17 protein-coding genes and 1 tRNA gene are annotated in these 18077 nt (G+C 61.7%); 13 read left to right on the top strand and 5 right to left on the bottom strand.

Features of this window, described 5'->3' with window-relative positions:
- Window positions 1–1165 precede the first annotated feature (1165 nt).
- Window positions 1166–1474 carry a hypothetical protein gene (locus tag NL532_RS26150; protein WP_023670691.1) on the top strand — a complete coding sequence of 103 codons (309 nt, stop codon included), beginning with the start codon at window positions 1166–1168 and terminating at the stop codon, window positions 1472–1474.
- 117 nt (window positions 1475–1591) lie between these two features.
- Here NL532_RS26150 and NL532_RS26145 read toward each other — a convergent pair.
- Both NL532_RS26145 and NL532_RS26140 read right to left on the bottom strand, forming a co-directional pair.
- A tRNA-Gln gene (locus NL532_RS26145) sits at window positions 1592–1666 on the bottom strand.
- 110 nt (window positions 1667–1776) lie between these two features.
- On the bottom strand, window positions 1777–2121 hold the full coding sequence (locus NL532_RS26140) for a VOC family protein (protein WP_023670692.1): 345 nt from the start codon (window positions 2119–2121) through the stop codon (window positions 1777–1779).
- A 215-nt stretch (window positions 2122–2336) separates the two neighbouring features.
- Between NL532_RS26140 and ppdK the strand changes: the two genes are divergently transcribed.
- The 3 genes from ppdK to NL532_RS26125 all read left to right on the top strand — a co-directional run bounded on the left by ppdK (window position 2337) and on the right by NL532_RS26125 (window position 7177).
- On the top strand, window positions 2337–5042 hold the full coding sequence (gene ppdK, locus NL532_RS26135) for a pyruvate, phosphate dikinase (protein WP_023829110.1): 2706 nt from the start codon (window positions 2337–2339) through the stop codon (window positions 5040–5042).
- Window positions 5043–5216: 174 nt separating this feature from the next.
- On the top strand, window positions 5217–6317 hold the full coding sequence (locus tag NL532_RS26130) for a glycosyltransferase family 9 protein (RefSeq protein ID WP_023670694.1): 1101 nt from the start codon (window positions 5217–5219) through the stop codon (window positions 6315–6317).
- 89 nt (window positions 6318–6406) lie between these two features.
- A complete protein-coding gene (locus tag NL532_RS26125; protein ID WP_050485822.1) occupies window positions 6407–7177 on the top strand; it encodes a polysaccharide deacetylase family protein in 771 nt (256 codons plus the stop codon).
- A gap of 165 nt (window positions 7178–7342) precedes the next feature.
- Here the strand turns inward: NL532_RS26125 and NL532_RS26120 are convergent, their stop codons facing one another.
- Together NL532_RS26120 and NL532_RS26115 are read right to left on the bottom strand one after the other, a co-directional pair.
- Window positions 7343–7732 carry a DUF427 domain-containing protein gene (locus NL532_RS26120; RefSeq protein WP_023670696.1) on the bottom strand — a complete coding sequence of 130 codons (390 nt, stop codon included), beginning with the start codon at window positions 7730–7732 and terminating at the stop codon, window positions 7343–7345.
- A 159-nt stretch (window positions 7733–7891) separates the two neighbouring features.
- Entirely contained in the window at window positions 7892–8251 is a 360-nt protein-coding gene (locus NL532_RS26115; protein WP_023670697.1) for a hypothetical protein, read from the bottom strand.
- A 312-nt stretch (window positions 8252–8563) separates the two neighbouring features.
- Here NL532_RS26115 and NL532_RS26110 point away from each other — a divergent pair, with 312 nt between their 5' ends.
- Window positions 8564–10192 (top strand): fatty-acid--CoA ligase, encoded by a 1629-nt coding sequence (locus tag NL532_RS26110; protein ID WP_023703205.1) that lies wholly within the window; start codon window positions 8564–8566, stop codon window positions 10190–10192.
- A 122-nt stretch (window positions 10193–10314) separates the two neighbouring features.
- Window positions 10315–11097, top strand: coding sequence for a DUF1499 domain-containing protein (locus NL532_RS26105; protein ID WP_023703206.1), 783 nt, complete (start codon window positions 10315–10317; stop codon window positions 11095–11097).
- 2 nt (window positions 11098–11099) lie between these two features.
- Here the strand turns inward: NL532_RS26105 and NL532_RS26100 are convergent, their stop codons facing one another.
- The gene (locus tag NL532_RS26100) at window positions 11100–12008 is read right to left on the bottom strand and encodes an MBL fold metallo-hydrolase (RefSeq protein ID WP_023692735.1); all 909 of its coding nucleotides are present in this window, start codon (window positions 12006–12008) and stop codon (window positions 11100–11102) included.
- Between the two features lie 117 nt (window positions 12009–12125).
- On the opposite strand from NL532_RS26100, the gene NL532_RS26095 reads away from it, so the two are divergent.
- The 7 genes from NL532_RS26095 (at window position 12126) to NL532_RS26065 (ending at window position 17996) form a co-directional block, all read left to right on the top strand.
- Complete coding sequence (locus tag NL532_RS26095; protein WP_023703207.1) at window positions 12126–12719, top strand: biotin transporter BioY; 594 nt, start codon at window positions 12126–12128, stop codon at window positions 12717–12719.
- Between the two features lie 271 nt (window positions 12720–12990).
- Window positions 12991–13872, top strand: coding sequence for a glucose-1-phosphate thymidylyltransferase RfbA (rfbA, locus tag NL532_RS26090; protein WP_023687178.1), 882 nt, complete (start codon window positions 12991–12993; stop codon window positions 13870–13872).
- A 1-nt stretch (window position 13873) separates the two neighbouring features.
- Complete coding sequence (gene rfbC, locus NL532_RS26085; protein ID WP_023754845.1) at window positions 13874–14428, top strand: dTDP-4-dehydrorhamnose 3,5-epimerase; 555 nt, start codon at window positions 13874–13876, stop codon at window positions 14426–14428.
- A gap of 25 nt (window positions 14429–14453) precedes the next feature.
- Window positions 14454–15548: a dTDP-glucose 4,6-dehydratase gene (gene rfbB, locus NL532_RS26080; protein WP_023754844.1), complete on the top strand. Its 1095-nt coding sequence runs from the start codon at window positions 14454–14456 to the stop codon at window positions 15546–15548.
- Complete coding sequence (gene rfbD / locus NL532_RS26075) at window positions 15545–16447, top strand: dTDP-4-dehydrorhamnose reductase (protein ID WP_023754843.1); 903 nt, start codon at window positions 15545–15547, stop codon at window positions 16445–16447. The genes rfbB and rfbD overlap by 4 nt, the downstream gene beginning before the upstream one ends.
- Entirely contained in the window at window positions 16444–17478 is a 1035-nt protein-coding gene (locus NL532_RS26070; RefSeq protein WP_286487650.1) for a sulfotransferase family protein, read from the top strand. The genes rfbD and NL532_RS26070 overlap by 4 nt, the downstream gene beginning before the upstream one ends.
- Before the next feature lie 29 nt (window positions 17479–17507).
- Window positions 17508–17996 carry a hypothetical protein gene (locus NL532_RS26065; RefSeq protein WP_286487649.1) on the top strand — a complete coding sequence of 163 codons (489 nt, stop codon included), beginning with the start codon at window positions 17508–17510 and terminating at the stop codon, window positions 17994–17996.
- The last annotated feature ends 81 nt before the right edge of the window (window positions 17997–18077 follow it).

Raw genomic sequence — 18077 nt, 5'->3', positions numbered from 1 at the left:
CTTGCGACCTGCTTGCGACGCGCATTCTGTAAGGTTCGAAGAGAAGGAATTTAAGCGCCACCTGAGAGCGAACGCCAAAGCCCACATGCAAAGCGCCCGGCCAACGCGAAAGCGATGCCTACAAGGCGCAGATGGCAATAGGCTCCGACCGCAATTCAGCTGCCACGTTTATCGGAAGCCCAGGAAGCTCAGTATCGCAATCACGATAACGACTGCTCCGATGAGCCAGATTATGTTGTTCACCGTATCTCTCCCGAACTAGTTGCTGGGAGTGAACTCGTAAGAGCCTACTAATGTTCCCGCATTTTCTGCGTCGAAACAAAATGGCGGCCATCGCTTCGTCGATTGCCAGACCAAGGTCCGAACAGGGTATGACTGAAGTCCTGACGTCGGAGCCATAGGCCTGAAGGCGGGCAACCTATGCCCTCCCGATACATTGGAACCGGGCTGCCGAGCATGAGTCCCTTCATCGGTGGTCAATCGGGTGCCCGCCATTCCTGAGAGGTTAGCGGGCACCCGATTGTCGTGACACCGCCAACGGCGTGCGTTTCAATAGCGAGGCTAACAGTGACCTTTGTCCAGAGATCTGTGCGTGACGGCGCAACCCGACCCGCAAACGACAACGACAGTCCTGCGGAGGTTTCTTCCGTTCTTGACCTCATACCATCGGCTGACGACGACAAGGTCGCTGAGCTTGTCAGGCGAACAGAGCGCCTGGCAATCGCAGTGGTTATCGGAATCGCGGTTCTGCTGATCTTGGCGCCGGTGGTTTACCTTGCACTTTCTTACGGGATCTGAGACGGCCCGACTTAGGCGATCTAAGATGGCCTGATTGGTCTCGTAAATCTCACAAATTGTGCCGACGGTCTTCCTCGCAAGACGGGTGTTTCCCGTCACAGATCAGGAGATCGAACGCGACGACATAGAAGGGTCCTGTGCAGCGCTCCTTTGTCGAGTGGCGTAACCCTGGTGGTCGGCTTGAAAGAGCGCCTTTACCAGAAGTTGCCAACAGGAGCTGCTGTCGCAACTTCTTCTTTCGATACGCCGTGTTGCACGGGAGCAGCCGTCACTGATCGCGCCCGTGGACCGACGACGCTACTCGGAACCAAAGGGATGGGACGCGGTTATCCCCGCGAAGGGATAATTAGCAGGTGGAGATATTACAATGAAAACAATGATCGTGAGCGCCTTGGCGCTGTTCATTGCCATGCCGACGATAGCTCCGGCAGCCGAAGCTGACGTGGTCATCACGACCCACCATCGACATCATCACAGGAGCGTAAAGGTCATCAATGACCAGGGTCAACGCCTTCATCACCGCAGACACGGCACGGTTGCCTTCTACGACCACGGCCGCAGACATCATCGCCGGGATACGGTCATCGTGACCGGCTCGATCGAGCGCAGCCATCATCGCTATTATCGACATCATCGGCATCATCCCGTCGTCATCCAGGACGACAACGATTACTGATCCTCTCCGCACGGCCCCGGCTCTGTCAACGGAGTCGGGGTCGCGTGGGAGTCAGATAGCTCCTGACGGCAGCCATCGATAAGGTCGGTAAATCATTGATTCCAAAGGCATGTGATTTGGCTGGGGCGCCAGGATTCGAACCTGGGAATGTCGGTACCAAAAACCGATGCCTTACCACTTGGCGACGCCCCAGCAAGCGAGCTTTGCCCGTTGCGCGCGGCCTTATAGGACGAGCGGCACGAAAGCTCAATGCCGAGTTGGCCACTGTGCAAAACTGATCCACCGCTTGGCGCGGGGACGCGCTATTCGCCCCAGACCGCCAACTCGTTGCCAGCGGGATCGGTGAAATGGAACCGCCTGCCGCCCGGGAACGAGAATATCGGCTTGACGATCGTGCCGCCGGCGCTTTCGACAACGTCGAGCGTTGCTTCCAGATCCTGCGAATAGAGCACCGGCAATGGTTTCGCCGGCGCCTCCGCTGCATCGGCCTGGAAGCCGCCATCGAGCCCTTCGCCGAAGGCCGAATAGGTCGGCCCGTAATCGGTGAACGACCACGAGAAGGCGGCGCTGTAGAAAGCCTTGACGCTGTCCAGCGTCGCGCCGGTCGCGGGCAGTTCGAGATAGTCGAGTTTTCCGTTGAGTTTCATCACGCTGCTCCCAACTTGTTCCCTATATGTTCTATATCCTGGGCAGCGATCCGGCAAGTCTTTTCGACGCAGCTTTTGCTTAATCGATTGTAGTCGCCGGGCTTCGCTGCCACACCTTGCCTTTCGCACTGCAGCATAATAACGCTCGGGTCGGAACGCGGGGGAACCGGGTCTTGGCCCCGGTGTTCTATCTTCCGAGGACTTGGAGGGCGAGCATGACCAAATGGGTCTACACCTTCGGCGATGGCGCCGCGGAGGGACGTGCGGGCGACCGCAACCTTCTCGGCGGCAAAGGCGCCAATCTGGCCGAGATGTGCAGTCTTGGCCTGCCCGTGCCGCCGGGCTTCACCCTCACCACCGAAGTCTGCAACGCCTATTACGCCAACGGCAACAGCTATCCGGCCGCGTTGCAGGCCGATGTCGTCAAGGCGCTGGACCATATCGGGCAGCTGACGGGGCGCCGTTTCGGCGATCCGTCGAAGCTGCTTCTGGTCTCGGTCCGCTCCGGGGCCAGGGCCTCGATGCCGGGCATGATGGACACCGTGCTCAATCTCGGCCTCAATGACGAGACGGTCGAGGCGTTGGCAGCCGATTCCGGCGATGCCCGCTTTGCCTATGACAGCTACCGCCGCTTCATTCAGATGTATTCCGATGTCGTCATGGGTCTCGACCACGAAGTGTTCGAGGAAATCCTGGAGGACCAGAAGGCGAGCCTCGGCCACGAGCTCGACCCCGAACTGACAGCGCAGGAATGGCAGAGCGTCATCGCCCTTTACAAGGCCAAGGTCGAGGAGGAACTCGACAAGCCGTTTCCGCAGGACCCGCACGAGCAGCTGTGGGGGGCGATCGGCGCGGTGTTTTCCAGCTGGATGAACAACCGCGCCATCACCTACCGGCGCCTACATGACATCCCGGAAAGCTGGGGCACGGCGGTCAATGTCCAGGCCATGGTATTCGGCAACATGGGCGAGACGTCGGCCACCGGCGTCGCCTTCACGCGCAACCCCTCGACCGGCGAAAAGATGCTCTATGGCGAATTCCTGGTGAACGCGCAGGGCGAGGATGTCGTAGCCGGCATCCGCACGCCGCAAAACATCACCGAGGCGGCGCGCATCGCCGCCGGCTCCGACAAGCCGTCGCTGCAGAAACTGATGCCGGACGCGTTCCGGTCCTTCGTCGACATCTCCGACCGCCTGGAACAGCACTACCGCGACATGCAGGATCTCGAATTCACCATCGAGCGCGGCAAATTGTGGATGCTGCAGACGCGTTCCGGCAAGCGCACCGCCAAGGCGGCGCTGAAGATTGCCGTCGAAATGGCGCGCGACAAGCTGATCACGACGGAGGAGGCGGTCGCCCGCATCGATCCCGCCTCGCTCGATCAGCTGTTGCATCCTACCATCGACCCCAAGGCCGCGCGCGATGTCATCGGCGTCGGCCTGCCGGCTTCTCCGGGCGCCGCGACCGGCGAGATCGTCTTCTCGTCCGCCGATGCCGAGGATCTGAAGACGCAAGGTCGCAAGGCAATCCTGGTGCGCATCGAAACCAGCCCCGAAGACATTCACGGCATGCATGCTTCAGAAGGCATCCTGACCACGCGCGGCGGCATGACCAGCCACGCCGCCGTGGTCGCGCGCGGCATGGGCAAGCCTTGCGTTTCGGGCGCCGGCTCGCTGCGTGTCGACTACAAGGCCGGCACGCTGATGTCGATGGGCCAGACCTTCCGCAAGGGCGACATCATCACCATCGATGGTAGCAACGGCCAGGTGCTGAAGGGCGCCGTGTCGATGCTGCAGCCGGAACTGTCGGGCGATTTCGCCGCCATCATGGAATGGGCCGATGCGGTGCGCCGCATGAAGGTGCGCACCAATGCCGAGACGCCGCTCGATGCGCGCATGGCGCGCTCCTTCGGCGCCGAAGGCATCGGCCTCTGCCGCACCGAGCACATGTTCTTCGACGGCGAGCGTATCGTCGCCATGCGCGAGATGATCCTGGCCGATACCGAGAAGGACCGCCGCACCGCGCTTGCCAAGCTGTTGCCGATGCAGCGCTCGGATTTCCTCGAACTGTTCGAGATCATGGCCGGCCTGCCGGTGACGATCCGGCTGCTCGATCCGCCGCTGCACGAATTCCTGCCCAAGACGGAAGCGGAGGTGGCGGAGGTCGCCGCCGCCATGAACGTCTCGCTCGACAAGCTCAGGCAGCGCACCGAAGCCCTGCACGAGTTCAACCCGATGCTCGGCCATCGCGGCTGCCGCCTCGCCGTCTCCTATCCCGAGATTGCCGAGATGCAGGCGCGCGCCATTTTCGAGGCAGCCGTCGAGGCCGGCAAGAAAGCCGGCGCGCTGGTCGTTCCCGAGATCATGGTGCCGCTGGTCGGCCTGGTGAAGGAGCTCGACTACGTCAAGGCGCGCATCGATGCGGTCGCCAAGGCTGTCATGGACGAGACCGGCGTCAAGATCGACTATCTCACCGGCACGATGATCGAGCTTCCGCGCGCGGCGATCCGCGCCCACGTCATCGCTGCTACGGCCGAGTTCTTCTCCTTCGGCACCAACGACCTCACCCAGACCACTTTCGGCATCTCGCGCGACGATGCGGCGTCCTTCCTCGAGACCTATCGGCAGAAAGGCATCATCGAGCAGGACCCGTTCGTCTCGCTCGACATCGAGGGCGTCGGCGAACTGGTGCGCATGGCTGCGCAAAAGGGCAGGGCGACACGGCCCGACATCAAGCTCGGCATATGCGGTGAACATGGCGGCGATCCGGCCTCGATCCGCTTCTGCGAAGAGGTCGGCCTCGACTATGTCTCGTGCTCTCCCTACCGCGTGCCGATCGCGAGATTGGCCGCAGCCCAAGCCGCGGTGCAGATTGCCAAAACAGCAGTGCCGCGCCCCAAAAAGAGCGCCGCGGCATCCTGATTTCGACACAGTCCTTTCGGTATCGATGAAACGGCCACCCGTGGGTGGCCGTTTGGCGCTAAGCTTACGATTTTGTAAGCAAATTCACGCTGATGTGCGCGCCCCAACACGCAATCCCGACATCGTTTCTTCCCAATTTCACGGCCCCCCAACCCGCCCGGTGCCGAGAAAAAGATGTTACAGATTTCGCCCAGACCCTTCCGCTCGATCCTGATTATCCAGACCAAGTTCATCGGCGATATTGTTCTGTCCTCCACGCTCGCCAAGAACCTGCAGCTCGAATATCCCGGTGTCAGGATCGTCTTTCTCTGCGAGGCGCGCCTCGCCAGTTTCGTCACCGCGCACGGCATCGCCGCCGAGGTCGTCAGCTTCCGCCGCGCCGCCATGCGCGGCACCCCGCTGGAGCGTGGGCGCGAGCTCTATTCTATGATCAGCAAGCTGCGCCAATTCCGTTTCGACCTGACCATCGACCTCACCGATTCAAAGACATCGCGGCTCATCGTCAGGTTCCTCAACGCCAGCACCCGCATCGGCTACAATCCTCCGGAAAGGCCGCTGCGCTGGCATGAGCGCCAGCCCGCCAATGTCTTTGCCGAGCCGTTCGGTTTTGGCGAACGTCACTATCTCTACCGCTACCTTTCGCCGCTCGAGCCGCTCGGCGTCGGCCTGCGCGTGCGGGTGCCGTCGATTCGGCCATTGCCGATGGAGACGGCGAGGGCCCAGGCATTGCTGGACAAACACCATTTGCGGCCAAACGGCTTTATCGCGGTGCATGCCGGCGCAAGTTTTCACGGCCGGCGCTGGCAGCATGAACGCTTTGCCGCCGTGATCGACACGATTTCGCGCGAAACCGGACTGGATTTCGTACTCGTCGGCGGCCCTGACGAGCGCAAGCCGGCCGAGCAGATCCTCGCCAGTGCCGCGTCGATCGTCAACCTCGTCGGCGCGCTGTCGCTGGAAACGCTGCTGGCGGTGTTGCAGCAGGCGCGGCTGTTTGTCGGCAATGAGAGCGGCCCCATGCACATGGCAGCAGCGGCCGGAACGCCGGTTGTCGGCCTTTTCGGCCTGACCAGCCCGGCCGTCTGGGGACCGGTCGGCGTGCCCAGCCTCGCCTTGCAGCCATCCATGCCGTGCAATTGCGTGGCGGGCAGCCTGTGCAATCCGCTCGATCCCAGCAAGGCCTGCTGCGTCTGGCGCCTCGAGGTCGAACCGGTCGTCGCGGCCGTGCGCGAAGTCCTGTCACGCACGCATGTGGAACTGGAACACGCCGTCTGACGGTGCGCGGCGGTCACATTGTCGGGATATCAGCTTTCTCACGGCCACTATCCCGATTTCCGCCTTGTTGCGGGTCCTGGGATGCGGCTATGACAGCGCCGATTCTCAGACAAGACAGGCATCCCTTGCAAAAGCTGTTTTGCGCCTTGGCGCTATCTATCGTGGCCGTGTCCTCGGCCCAGGCCGCGCCGCTTGTCGAGCCGGCGCTGCATCTGAAGGCTGAGGACGGTAGCAGTGTCGGCCGCGTCGCGCTTACGCTCGACGCCTGCGGCGGCCAGACCGATACGAGGATCCTGTCGGCGCTGGTGGAGAACCGGATTCCGGCGACGATCTTCGTCACCGGTATCTGGCTGAAGCGCAACGCCGCCGCCGTCGAGATCATGCGCGCGCATCCGGACCTGTTCGAACTGGAAAACCATGGCGGCCATCACATCCCGGCCGTCGACACGCCGCGCAAGATCTATGGCATCCGCAGCGCCGGCAGCCCGGAAGCGGTGCAGGCCGAAGTCGAATCGGGCGCTGCCGCTCTCGCTGGCACCGGCGAGCCGGCGCCGAAATGGTTTCGCGGCGCGACCGCCGAATACAGCCCGTCGGCTATCGCCATGATCCGCAAGCTTGGCTTCAAGGTCGCCGGCTTTTCGATCAACGGCGATGGCGGCTCGTTGCTCGGCGCAAAAGAAACCGCCCGGCGCATCGCCGCCGCCAAGGATGGCGATGTCATCATCGCCCACATCAACCAGCCGACCCACGCCGCCGGCGAGGGCGTCGTGCAAGGTCTGCTCGCGCTGAAGGCCAAGGGGCTGATGTTCGTGCGGCTGGATGACGCCGACGGTGTCGGCAACGACGGGACGACTGATTAGGATCAGGCGGCGGCAGGCAGTTTCACCGCCTTTGGACTGACGTCGCCGACGTTTGAGATTAGCCGAGGCCTCTGAGCTTCGTCATCCCAGGATGAAACAGGAGCGAAGCTCCGTCGCGAAGACCCTGGGATGACGAAGCGAGCAACGGCGGCTTGAGTCGCTTGCTCAGGCCGGTGCTGCTTCGATCGTCACCCTGTCGGGATAGAAGGCGCCGTGGTCGCGAATCTCAGCCATTTCGTCGAACGGCTGCTCATAGCCCCACATTGCGTCCTTGCCGGTCTCGCTGGCCGGCAGCACGCTCCAGTAGCTGGCGTCGCCCTTGTAGGGGCAGTGGGTCGACAGGGTGGTTTTGCCGAGCTGGGTGAAGTCGATGTCTTCGAAGGGGATGTAGAATGCCTGGCGGTAGGGCGGTTCGGACAGAAGCTTCGCCCGCGTCGATGAGGCGATCACCGTATCGCCGGCACGCACGACCACGGTACCGCGATAGGGTTCGACGGTGATGACCTTGCCGGGATTGCTCTGAAAGCCGGGGGCGGGGTTGGCGATCTGGTCCATGCGGGGTTCTCCTTGTTCGATTGGGAGCACAGTCCGATTGAGAGCGTGCGGGATGCTTCCCATGTCTCTAAAATGTGTCTGGAGAACCCGTTGCGCAAGCCTTCGCCAGTAGCCCAGAGCTGGCCTTCCGATCACTAAAAACGATCCCGCGTGGAATGCTCAGGCTGCGGTCTTGAACACGTCCATGAGGCCGGCATAGGCCGCGGCAATACCGGCTACCGGGTTGGTGCTTCTTGACGTCGTCTCGACCTTCAGTGGGCCGCCGCCTGTCGGCAAGGTGAGCAGCAGGAACTGGCGATTGCCGCCATCGCCGATCGATGCGGCGGCGACATGCTGGCCTTCGCCTTCGTTCTGGACGCACATTTTGAACAGCAGCGTGCCGCCGACCGCTTCAAGGGCGCCGCCGACCACCTCGACAAATTCGTCTTCGGAGACCTTTTTGGCCTCCGGCACGAGATCGGCCAGACTTGCGGCAAGCGTGTCTTCAAGCTCTTTGTCGTCGAGTTGAATATCGTCCAACTGCACGTCTTGGGCCTCGCTGTCATCCAGCTGCCTGTCGTCGATCTGCCTGTAATCGATCTGCTTGCCGTCGATCTGCTTGCCGTCGAGCTGCGTGTCCATGCGAACCTCTTTCAGTCGCCAATCCGCACCCCTACCCCGTTAACGAACCTTAACGTCGACGATGGCCGGATTGTGGCGGTTTTCCCCGCCTTTCGATCACTGCTTGCTTCAGCCGTTAACGGTTGGAGACGTCATGGCTGGACAATCCGTCCGTTCGTCCCACAATGGAACAAAAGACGGGAAAAACGAGGAAGCAATGGGAGGAACCAGATGCTCGGACTGATGCAGGAATGGCCGCTGCTCTGCCACAAGCTGATCGACAATGCCGAGCGGCAGCACGGGACGCGCGAGATCGTCTCGCGCTCGATCGAAGGTCCTGTCGTTCGCACCACCTATGCTGAAGTTCATCGCCGCGCGCTCAAGGTCGCTCAACGGTTGGAGCGCGATGGCTTTGTGCTCGGCGACCGCATCGCGACCCTGGCCTGGAACACGGCGCGCCACATAGAGGCCTGGTACGGCATCATGGGCATCGGCGCCATCTACCATACGCTCAACCCGCGTTTGTTCCCCGAGCAGATCGTCTGGATCATGAACAATGCGCAGGATAGAGGGATCTTCGTCGACCTGACCTTCATGCCGCTGCTGGAAAAGATCGCCGGCGCGGTCAAATCGCTGAAAAAGGTGATCGTCCTGACCGACAAGGCGCATCTGCCTGAAACGACGCTGTCGAATGTGGTTGCCTATGAGGACTGGTTGAACGAGGCCGATGGCGACTTCGCCTGGAAGGTTTTCGGCGAAAACACCGCAGCCGGCATGTGCTACACCTCCGGCACGACGGGCGATCCCAAAGGTGTGCTCTACAGCCACCGCTCGAATGTGCTGCATGCCATGATTGCTGCCATGCCCGACGCCATGGGCCTCTCCGCGCGGGACACGATCCTCCCCGTCGTGCCGATGTTTCATGCCAATGCCTGGGGCCTTGGCCAGAGCGCGCCGATGATCGGCGCCAAGCTGGTCATGCCCGGTTGCAAGATGGACGGCGCCTCGATCTACGAGCTGCTCGACACCGAGAAGGTGACCTTCAGCGCCGCCGTGCCGACCGTCTGGATGATGCTGCTGCAGCATCTGGAAGACACCGGCAAGAAGCTTCCCTATCTCAGCAAAGTCGTCATCGGCGGCTCGTCCTGCCCGCGCGCCATCATCAGGAAATTCCAGGACAATTACGGTGTCGAAGTCATCCATGCCTGGGGCATGACCGAAATGTCACCGCTCGGCACGCTGTGCACCATGAAGCCGCAGTATCAAGCGCTCGAGGGCGAGGACCGGCTCGATATCCAGGGCAAGCAGGGCTACCCGCCCTTCGGGGTCGAGATGAAGGTGACGGATGACGACGACAAGGAACTGCCTTGGGACGGCAAGACCTTCGGCCGGCTGAAGGTGCGCGGTCCAGCCGTCGCCAGCGCCTATTATGGCGGCGTCGGAGCCGAGCAGTTCGACAAGGACGGCTGGTTCGACACTGGCGATGTCGCCCATATCGATTCCGGCGGCTACATGCAGATCACCGATCGCGCCAAGGACGTCATCAAGTCGGGCGGCGAGTGGATATCGACCATCGACCTGGAGAACCTCGCCGTCGGCCATCCCGATGTCGCCGAGGCCGCGGCGATCGGCGTCCATCATTCGAAATGGGGCGAGCGGCCCTTGCTGGTCGTGGTCGCCAAGCCCGGCAAGGAGCCGAGCAAGGCCGATATACTGGCGTTCATGGACGGCAAGGTGCCGAAATGGTGGATACCCGACGACGTCGCTTTCGTCAGTGAAATCCCGCACACCGCCACCGGCAAGATCCAGAAGATCACCTTGCGCAAGCAGTTCAGCGACTACCGCCTGCCGACGGATTGACCGGGACCGTGCGTTTCCTTGACCTTCAAGCTACCGGCCGCAAAAACGTTAGGGCAGGGGATGTTCAATTTGAGCATCCTTTGCTCTAAGCGTCTGTGCGGGTTGGGGCGGTGCTGAAGACAATGGAAATTGACGAGCGGCAGACATCGAAGGCGGCCGGCTGGTCGCGGCGCACGGGCGCTTTTGCCCTGGTCCTGCTGCTCACCGTGCTGGCCGGCCATCATTTCGAACTGGTCGAAACGCCGGCCTTCCTGTGGGTGCTGGCGATCGTCGCCTTGCTTGCCGCGTTCGCTTTGCTGTTTGCCGGCCTCGCTTTGTCCCGGCTGTGGCATTTCGGTGACCGTGGCGGCCGCGACCTCTCGGTCGGCGCCCTGCTGGCGCTGCTGGTGCTGACGCCCTACGGCTTTGCCACCTATTTGGCGGCGACCACGCCGCCCCTGAGGGACATTTCGACGGACCTCGACAATCCGCCGGTGCTCGAGACCAGCGACCGCACCAAGGACATGAACGTGCTCGCGCCGCCAACGCCTGGCGAAGTGCGCCTGCAGGCCGACGCCTATCCGCTGGTCACCGGGCACAGCTACAATCTGCCGTTCGAAACCGTCGTCGACGCCGTTGAAACCGTGCTCGACCGCCGCGATTGGCAACTTACTGCGCCATATCCGGTGACGGACGGTCAAGACGAGGTGACGATATCGGCCGTTGCCCGGAGCTTCGTCGTAGGCCTGCCCGCCGACGTCGCCATCCGGGTCAGCAATGATGGCGACACCATCGTCGTCGACATGCGCTCAGCCTCCCGCTACGGCCGCTACGACCTCGGCGACAATGCGGCGCGCATCGTCGGGTTCCTCGCCGAACTCGACCAGGAGGTTGCAGGGCAGGTGGGTGCCGCGCCGGCTGAGTAGTTCTACCCCACCGGCACAAAAACGCCGTCGATGGCCGGGTCACCCTGGGTAGCAACCAGGCCGCGCGCCACCAGGTCCTCGAGATGGGCAAGCACCGACAGGCCGGCGGCGCCATGCAGGCGCGGGTCGGTGTCCCGGTAGATAGCCTTGACCATGTCCGGGATCGTCCGGTCGCTGTCGCGGATCCGTTCGAGGATCGCCCGTTCGCGCATCTTGCGATGGGTCTTGAGGCCGCGCATGAAGCTGCGCGGCGCGGTCACCGGGCCGCCATGGCCGGGCAGCAGCAGGCGATCGCCGCGCGCGATCAGCCTGTCGAGCGAGGCCATGTAGTCGGCCATCGCTCCGTCCGGCGGCGCCACGATCGATGTCGCCCACGCCATCACATGGTCGGCTGAAAACAGGATGCCGGTGCCTTCGAGCGCAAATGCCGCGTGATTGGCGGTGTGGCCCGGCGTCAGCACCGTCCGGATCGTCCAGTCATCGCCCTCGACCAGCGCATTGTCGGGCAACGCGATCTCCGGGACGAAAACCGTGTCGGCGCTGGCGTCGAGCGGGTTGATCTCGCCGATCCGCAGCGGCCTTGCCGGGCGGTGCGGGCCTTCGGCCAGTACAATAGCGCCGGTGTGCGCTTTCAGCCGGGCGGCCAGCGGAGAATGGTCGCGATGCGTGTGGCTGACGAAGATATGGCTGACCGGCCGGTTTGCGATCACCTTGAGCAGCGTCTGGAAATGCGCCTCGTCATCGGGGCCGGGATCGATCACCGCCAGCGTATCGCGCCCGACGATGTAGCTGTTGGTGCCGTGAAAGGTGAACGGGCTGGGGTTTTTGGCGGTGACGCGCAAGACGTCCGGCGCAACGGTGACGCCCTCGCCATATGCCGGATCGAAGCTGGTGTCGAATTTGAGCGCCATGGCGGTGTCGTTGAATCTCTGTTCAGGAAGACGGCAAAACTGATTGCCGCATAACACGGAAGCCAATATAGAAAAACGCAAGGCCGCGATCTGCGGCAATCCGGATTGGGGAAGACCATGGCACTTGCAACGACGATGCGCCCGCTTGTTTCTCTCGCTTTGCCCCAGGAGGGCGCGCAGCGCCTGGCAACCCAGCTTTTGCTGGCGATCGCCGGAACGCTGCTTTTGACCCTGTCGGCCAAGACGAAAGTCGTGCTCGGGCCGGTCGACATCTCGCTGCAGACGCTGGCCGTCCTGCTGATCGCCACCGCGTTTGGCCTGCGGCTTGGCGTCGCTACCCTGCTTCTCTACATGGCCGAAGGCGCCATGGGCTTCCCGGTCTTCCAAAGCACGCCTGAAAAGGGCATCGGCATCGCCTACATGATCGGCGGCACCGGCGGTTATCTCGCCGGCTTCGTCGTCATGGCGGCCATTGTCGGCTGGGCCGCCGACCGCGGCTGGGACCGCCACCCGATCAAGTTGTTCAACGCCATGCTGGTCGCCGAAATCGTCATGATGGCCATGGGCTTTGCCTGGCTGGCCACCCTCATCGGCGCGGAAAAGGCGTGGCAGTTCGGCGTTTTGCCGTTCGTCCTCGGCGACCTGATCAAGGTTGCGCTCGCCGCCAGCCTGGTGCCGGCGGTATGGTCGCTGCTGCCCAAGCAGCCCTGAAACCGGACAAATGAATGAGCCGGCGGGCCCAGGGCCCGCCGGCTTTTTGTTGTCACGCGTCCGCCAGCCGACGGTGCAAGCCGGTTGCCAAATCGCCACGCCCATTTGCATCGTCAGCCTGTGCTGGTCGGTCAAATTGCCGCGAGGCGGCAGATCCAGAGCAATTCTGGCGCCGATCCACGGCCGAGATTGAATTGACAAGCCATTGCGCGAAACCTAAGCACGGGCAACTTGATTTCGAGGCGGGGGCCGGTAATTCAAGGAGAGCTTGTTGAAGGGAATAATCCTTGCAGGAGGCAGCGGGACGCGTCTGTATCCCCTTACATTAGCGATCTCTAAGCAGATTCTGCCGATATACGACAAGCCGATGATTTTTTATCCGCTGAGCGTCTTGATGCTCGCCGGTATCCGCCAGATTTTGATCATTTCGACACCTCGCGACTTGCCGGTGTTTCGGGAGTTGCTGGGCGACGGTTCGGAATTTGGGGTCGAATTCTCCTATGCCGAGCAGGCGCAGCCCAACGGGCTTGCCGAGGCCTTCATCATCGGCCGCGACTTCATCGGCAAGGATAATGTGTCGATGATTCTCGGCGACAACATCTATTTCGGCGAGGGCCTGTCGCAGCTCTGCCGCACTGCTGCGCAGCGCCAAAGCGGCGCGTCGGTGTTCGCCTACCATGTCGAGGACCCGCAGCGCTACGGCGTGGTGTCGTTCGACAAGCTCAGCGGCACGGCTTTGACGATCGAGGAGAAGCCGCGGGAGCCGAAGTCCAACTGGGCGGTCACCGGCCTCTATTTCTACGACAATGAGGTCGTCGACATCGCGTCGACGATCAAGCCCTCGGCGCGTGGCGAACTCGAGATCACGGCGGTCAACAACGTCTATCTCGAGCGCGGGAAATTGCACGTGCATCAGCTCGGCCGCGGCTATGCCTGGCTCGACACCGGCACGCATGACAGCCTGCATGAAGCCTCTTCCTTCGTGCGCACGATCGAGCACCGCCAGGGGATCAAGGTCGCCTGTCCTGAAGAAATCGCTTTCGAGCAGGGCTGGCTGACCGCCGACAAGGTGCTTGAGCGCGCCACGCGCCTGGGCAAGAACGAATACGCCGCCTATCTGCGCCGGCGTGTCGCCGAGCTGACGGAGACATAGAGTGCTGGAAGTCAGGCAGCTCGGTTTGGACGGCGTGCTGGAAATCGTGCCGAAGCGGCACGGCGATGCGCGCGGTTATTTCATCGAAACCTGGAATGCCGAGGCCTTTGCCGAGACCGGCATCGATCTGCGTTTCGTCCAGGACAATCATTCCTATTCGGCTGCCGCAGGTGTCGTGCGGGGGCTTCACTATCAACTGCCTCCACGCGCGCAGGACAAGTTGCTGCGTGTGATCCGAGGCAAGATTCTCGACGTGGCGGTCGACATCCGCCGCAGCTCGAAAACCTTCGGAAAATGGGTCGCGCTCGAAATATCGGCCGAGAGAGGCAACCAGATCCTGGTGCCGAAGGGTTTCGCGCACGGTTTCGTCACGCTCGTGCCGGACACCGAGGTTCTGTATAAGGTCACCGACACCTATTCGCCGGCGCATGATCGATCGATCCGTTTCGACGATCCTGATATCGGCATCGATTGGCCGTCGCCGGCCGGCGCCTTCGAGCTCTCGGCCAAGGACCTCAAGGCGTCGGCGCTTGCTGAGGCCGAGGTGTTCGCATGACGCGCGACGATGTGAGGAGAGCGCCATGAATTTTCTGGTGACAGGCGGTGCCGGCTTCATCGGCTCGGCCGTGTGCCGGCATTTGTGCGCCAATCCGGCCTACCATGTGACCAATCTCGACAAGCTCACCTATGCCGGCAATCTGGCCTCGCTGCGCACCATCGAGAATGCACACAACTACAAATTTGCGCAGGTCGACATCTGTGACGAGCGGGCGGTTCTCGACATCCTCCACCGCGACGAGATCGACGTCGTCATGAACCTCGCCGCCGAAAGCCATGTCGACCGCTCGATCGACGGACCCGGCGCCTTCATCGAGACCAACATCGTCGGCACCTACCGGGTGCTGAATTCGGCGCTCGAATATTGGCGCGGCCTTGACGAGGACAGGAAGGCGCGCTTCCGCTTCCACCATGTCTCGACCGACGAGGTGTTCGGCGATCTGCCCTTCGATGGCGGCATGTTCGTGGAGGAGACGCCTTACGCGCCATCCTCGCCCTATTCCGCCTCCAAGGCCGCATCCGACCATCTGGTGCGGGCCTGGCACGAGACGTACGGCCTGCCGGTCGTGCTCTCCAACTGTTCGAACAATTACGGTCCGTATCACTTTCCCGAAAAGCTGATCCCGCTGGTCATCCTCAACGCGCTCGACGAAAAGGCGCTGCCGGTCTACGGCGCCGGCGCCAATGTGCGCGACTGGCTGTTCGTCGAGGATCATGCCCGCGCCCTGGAGCTGGTCGCCACCAAGGGCCAGCCGGGCGAAAGTTACAATGTCGGCGGCAATTCCGAGCGTACCAACCTTGGCGTCGTCGAGACGATCTGCGGCCTGCTCGACATCAGGCGTCCGCGCAGCGGCGGCAGGAGCTACCGCGATTTGATCAGCTTCGTCACCGATCGGCCCGGCCACGACCGCCGCTATGCAATCGATGCCTCCAAGATCGGCCGGGATCTCGGTTGGGCGCCGGCGGAGAGTTTCGACAGCGGCCTTGCAAGGACCGTCGACTGGTTCCTCGACAACAAATGGTGGTGGGGACCGATCCGCGAGCAGCGCTACGCCGGCGAGCGGCTGGGGCAAGTCCGGTCGCGCGGCCAGGTTGAAGGCAGGAAGGGCGCGGCGTGAGGCTGGTTGTCACCGGACGCGACGGTCAGGTCGCTGCCAGCCTGCTGGAGGCCGGGCAGAGGCGCGATGGCATCGAGGTCGTCACCCTCGGCCGCCCAGTGCTCGATCTGGCGCGGCCCGATACGGTATTCGACGCACTCGCGGCAGCGCGGCCGGATATCGTGGTGTCGGCTGCCGCCTACACCGCGGTCGACCAGGCCGAGGACGAGCCCGATCTTGCCTTCGCTGTGAACGCCGTCGGCGCCGGCAAGGTCGCCGAGGCGGCCGCGAAGCTCGGCGTGCCCGTAATCCATCTGTCGACCGACTACGTCTTCGATGGCACCAAGGACGGCGCCTATGTCGAGACCGACGCCACCGCACCGCTCGGCGTCTACGGCGCCTCCAAGCTTGCCGGCGAGCTGGCCGTGGCCGCCGTCAATCCGCGCCATCTGATCCTGCGCACCGCCTGGGTCTACAGCCCGTTCGGCAAGAATTTCGTGAAAACCATGCTGCGGCTGGCCGGCGACCGCGACGAGATCGCCGTGGTCGCCGACCAATGGGGAAATCCGACATCCGCACTTGATATTGCCGACGCGATCCTGCATGCGGCGGCGGTGTTGCGCGGCGACTTTGACGGCTACGGCATTTATCATCTTGCCGGCACCGGCGAGACCAGCTGGAGCGGCTTTGCCCGTCATGTTCTCGACACAAGCGCGCGGCACGGCGGGCCTACCGCGCGGGTGCGCGACATCGCGACCAGCGACTATCCGACTAGGGCAAAGCGGCCCGCCAGTTCCCGGCTGTCGAGCGAAAAGTTCGCGTCGGCGTTTGAATGCACGGCCCCGGTGTGGCACGAGTCGGCGGAAAAGGTGGTGCGCAGGCTGGCGGGGAGCAAGACAAAACAGGCATTGACTGCATGAACAAGCATCCGTTACCCGAGCAATTGCATGACGCGACGCCCGACCCTAAGGGGATCGATCAACCGGCGCCGAAGAAGCGCGCCAAGGCTGCCAAGCCAGCGAAGCGTATCTGCATCATGGTGCTGGGCATGCACCGCTCGGGCACGAGCGCGCTGACCAGGGTCATCAGCCTTTTGGGCGCGGCGCTTCCGCACCAGGTTATTGATCCGGACGACAGCAATGCCAGCGGCTATTGGGAGCCGACGAGCCTCAATCATCTCAATGAGAAGATGCTGGCTGAGGCCGGCAGCCGCTGGGATGACTGGCGCAGCTTCGACCCAGGAGATCTGGGAGCTTCGCGCATCGGGTTCTACAAAGCGGAAATTTCCCGAATTGTCGACGAAGAGTACGAAAATGCTTCTGCGATCGTTCTCAAGGAACCACGAATTTCCCGCTTTGCGCAGCTTTATGCCGCTGTTCTAAAGGCGAAAAATTTTCAACTGCACTACGTGCTGGCAAACCGCAATCCGCTGGAGGTCATCGCGTCTCTTGGCAAACGCGACGGTTCGACTTTCGCAACAGGCTCGCTGCTTTGGCTACGACATCAACTTGAAGCCGAGCGCGCAACGCGGGGTATGTCGCGGGTCTTCGTCTCATATGACGCCATGATGGTCGATTGGCGCTCGGAGCTGACGAAAGTCGTCACCGCCGTGCGACCGGGTTGGTCAAGGCCGTTCGAAGACGCCGGGCCGGAGATTGATGCTTATCTGTCCTCGGATCACAGACATCACGCGATAAACGATGACCGGCTTTCTGCCGACGAACGGGTCCTTCCTTGGGTCAAAGAGGCCTACAAAGCCCTTCGAGCGCTGGAAGCCGATCCAGCCGATAACCAAGCGATGGCGGTCCTCGATAGTATCAGAGTTGAATTCGACGCGGAGACCGTTCTTTTCGGTGAGGCCGTTTTCCCAGAATTGAAAAGGAAAACTGACGAATTCAGGTTTATAGAAAGAAGCCTTAGGGAGATATTGGAAAAAAAGACGAAGAACTGAAAAGGATAATAGATAGTTGTGAGATTATATTGCAGGAGTTTCGTAATGAAAGGTCAGGTTGGGCTGCGGAAAGAGCTAAGGTCCAGGAAGAGCTCGTCACGCTCCAAGAAAATTTATCTGAGTCTAAGAGGTTAGAGGTTGAGTCTACCGAAGCTGCCAAGGCGTTGGAAAAAGCGCTCTCTACAAAAGAGGAACAGGCTCAGGTGTTAATTGCCGAGAATGAGAAGTATCTCAGAGAGCGAGCAGCAAGTGTTTCGGCTCAATCTGTAGTCGAGCATGAACGGCAACAGCTGGAAATCGCCCTTGCGCTAAGTCGAGATAAAGTCGCAGAAAAAGAAGAGGAGATAATAAAGACTAAAGAATATTTTCTTAGAGTGGTAAAGGAACTAGGAGAAAAGCAACAAGGTATTTCAGATAATTCTATCGGTTTGGAGAGAGTTCACAAAAGCTTTTTTTGGAGTTTATATAAAATAACATCTAAGATTCGATATTTCTTTAGGATGCGGGTTAAAAATTAAATCGAAATAGTTAGTGCCTGGGTTGCCCGTGACCGGAATTTTAGCCGAATAGCTTCGATTTCGGTGCGAGAATGACTGTGG

Origin of the sequence: Mesorhizobium sp. C120A (genome assembly GCF_030323105.1) — a bacterium.
Classification (GTDB): domain Bacteria; phylum Pseudomonadota; class Alphaproteobacteria; order Rhizobiales; family Rhizobiaceae; genus Mesorhizobium.
The sequence above is the reverse complement of the archived record's forward strand: the minus strand, read 5'-3'. Positions and strand labels throughout refer to the sequence as shown.

Bases quoted from the DNA above. Each gene is read 5' to 3' on its own strand.
- NL532_RS26070 (WP_286487650.1), top strand. From the start codon at position 16,444: ATGAACAAGCATCCGTTACCCGAGCAATTGCATGACGCGACGCCCGAC.
- rfbB (WP_023754844.1), top strand. From the start codon at position 14,454: ATGAATTTTCTGGTGACAGGCGGTGCCGGCTTCATCGGCTCGGCCGTG.
- ppdK (WP_023829110.1), top strand. From the start codon at position 2,337: ATGACCAAATGGGTCTACACCTTCGGCGATGGCGCCGCGGAGGGACGT.
- NL532_RS26150 (WP_023670691.1), top strand. From the start codon at position 1,166: ATGAAAACAATGATCGTGAGCGCCTTGGCGCTGTTCATTGCCATGCCG.
- NL532_RS26095 (WP_023703207.1), top strand. From the start codon at position 12,126: ATGGCACTTGCAACGACGATGCGCCCGCTTGTTTCTCTCGCTTTGCCC.
- NL532_RS26130 (WP_023670694.1), top strand. From the start codon at position 5,217: ATGTTACAGATTTCGCCCAGACCCTTCCGCTCGATCCTGATTATCCAG.
- NL532_RS26125 (WP_050485822.1), top strand. From the start codon at position 6,407: ATGACAGCGCCGATTCTCAGACAAGACAGGCATCCCTTGCAAAAGCTG.
- NL532_RS26110 (WP_023703205.1), top strand. From the start codon at position 8,564: ATGCTCGGACTGATGCAGGAATGGCCGCTGCTCTGCCACAAGCTGATC.
- NL532_RS26100 (WP_023692735.1), bottom strand. From the start codon at position 12,008: ATGGCGCTCAAATTCGACACCAGCTTCGATCCGGCATATGGCGAGGGC.
- NL532_RS26120 (WP_023670696.1), bottom strand. From the start codon at position 7,732: ATGGACCAGATCGCCAACCCCGCCCCCGGCTTTCAGAGCAATCCCGGC.
- NL532_RS26105 (WP_023703206.1), top strand. From the start codon at position 10,315: ATGGAAATTGACGAGCGGCAGACATCGAAGGCGGCCGGCTGGTCGCGG.
- NL532_RS26140 (WP_023670692.1), bottom strand. From the start codon at position 2,121: ATGAAACTCAACGGAAAACTCGACTATCTCGAACTGCCCGCGACCGGC.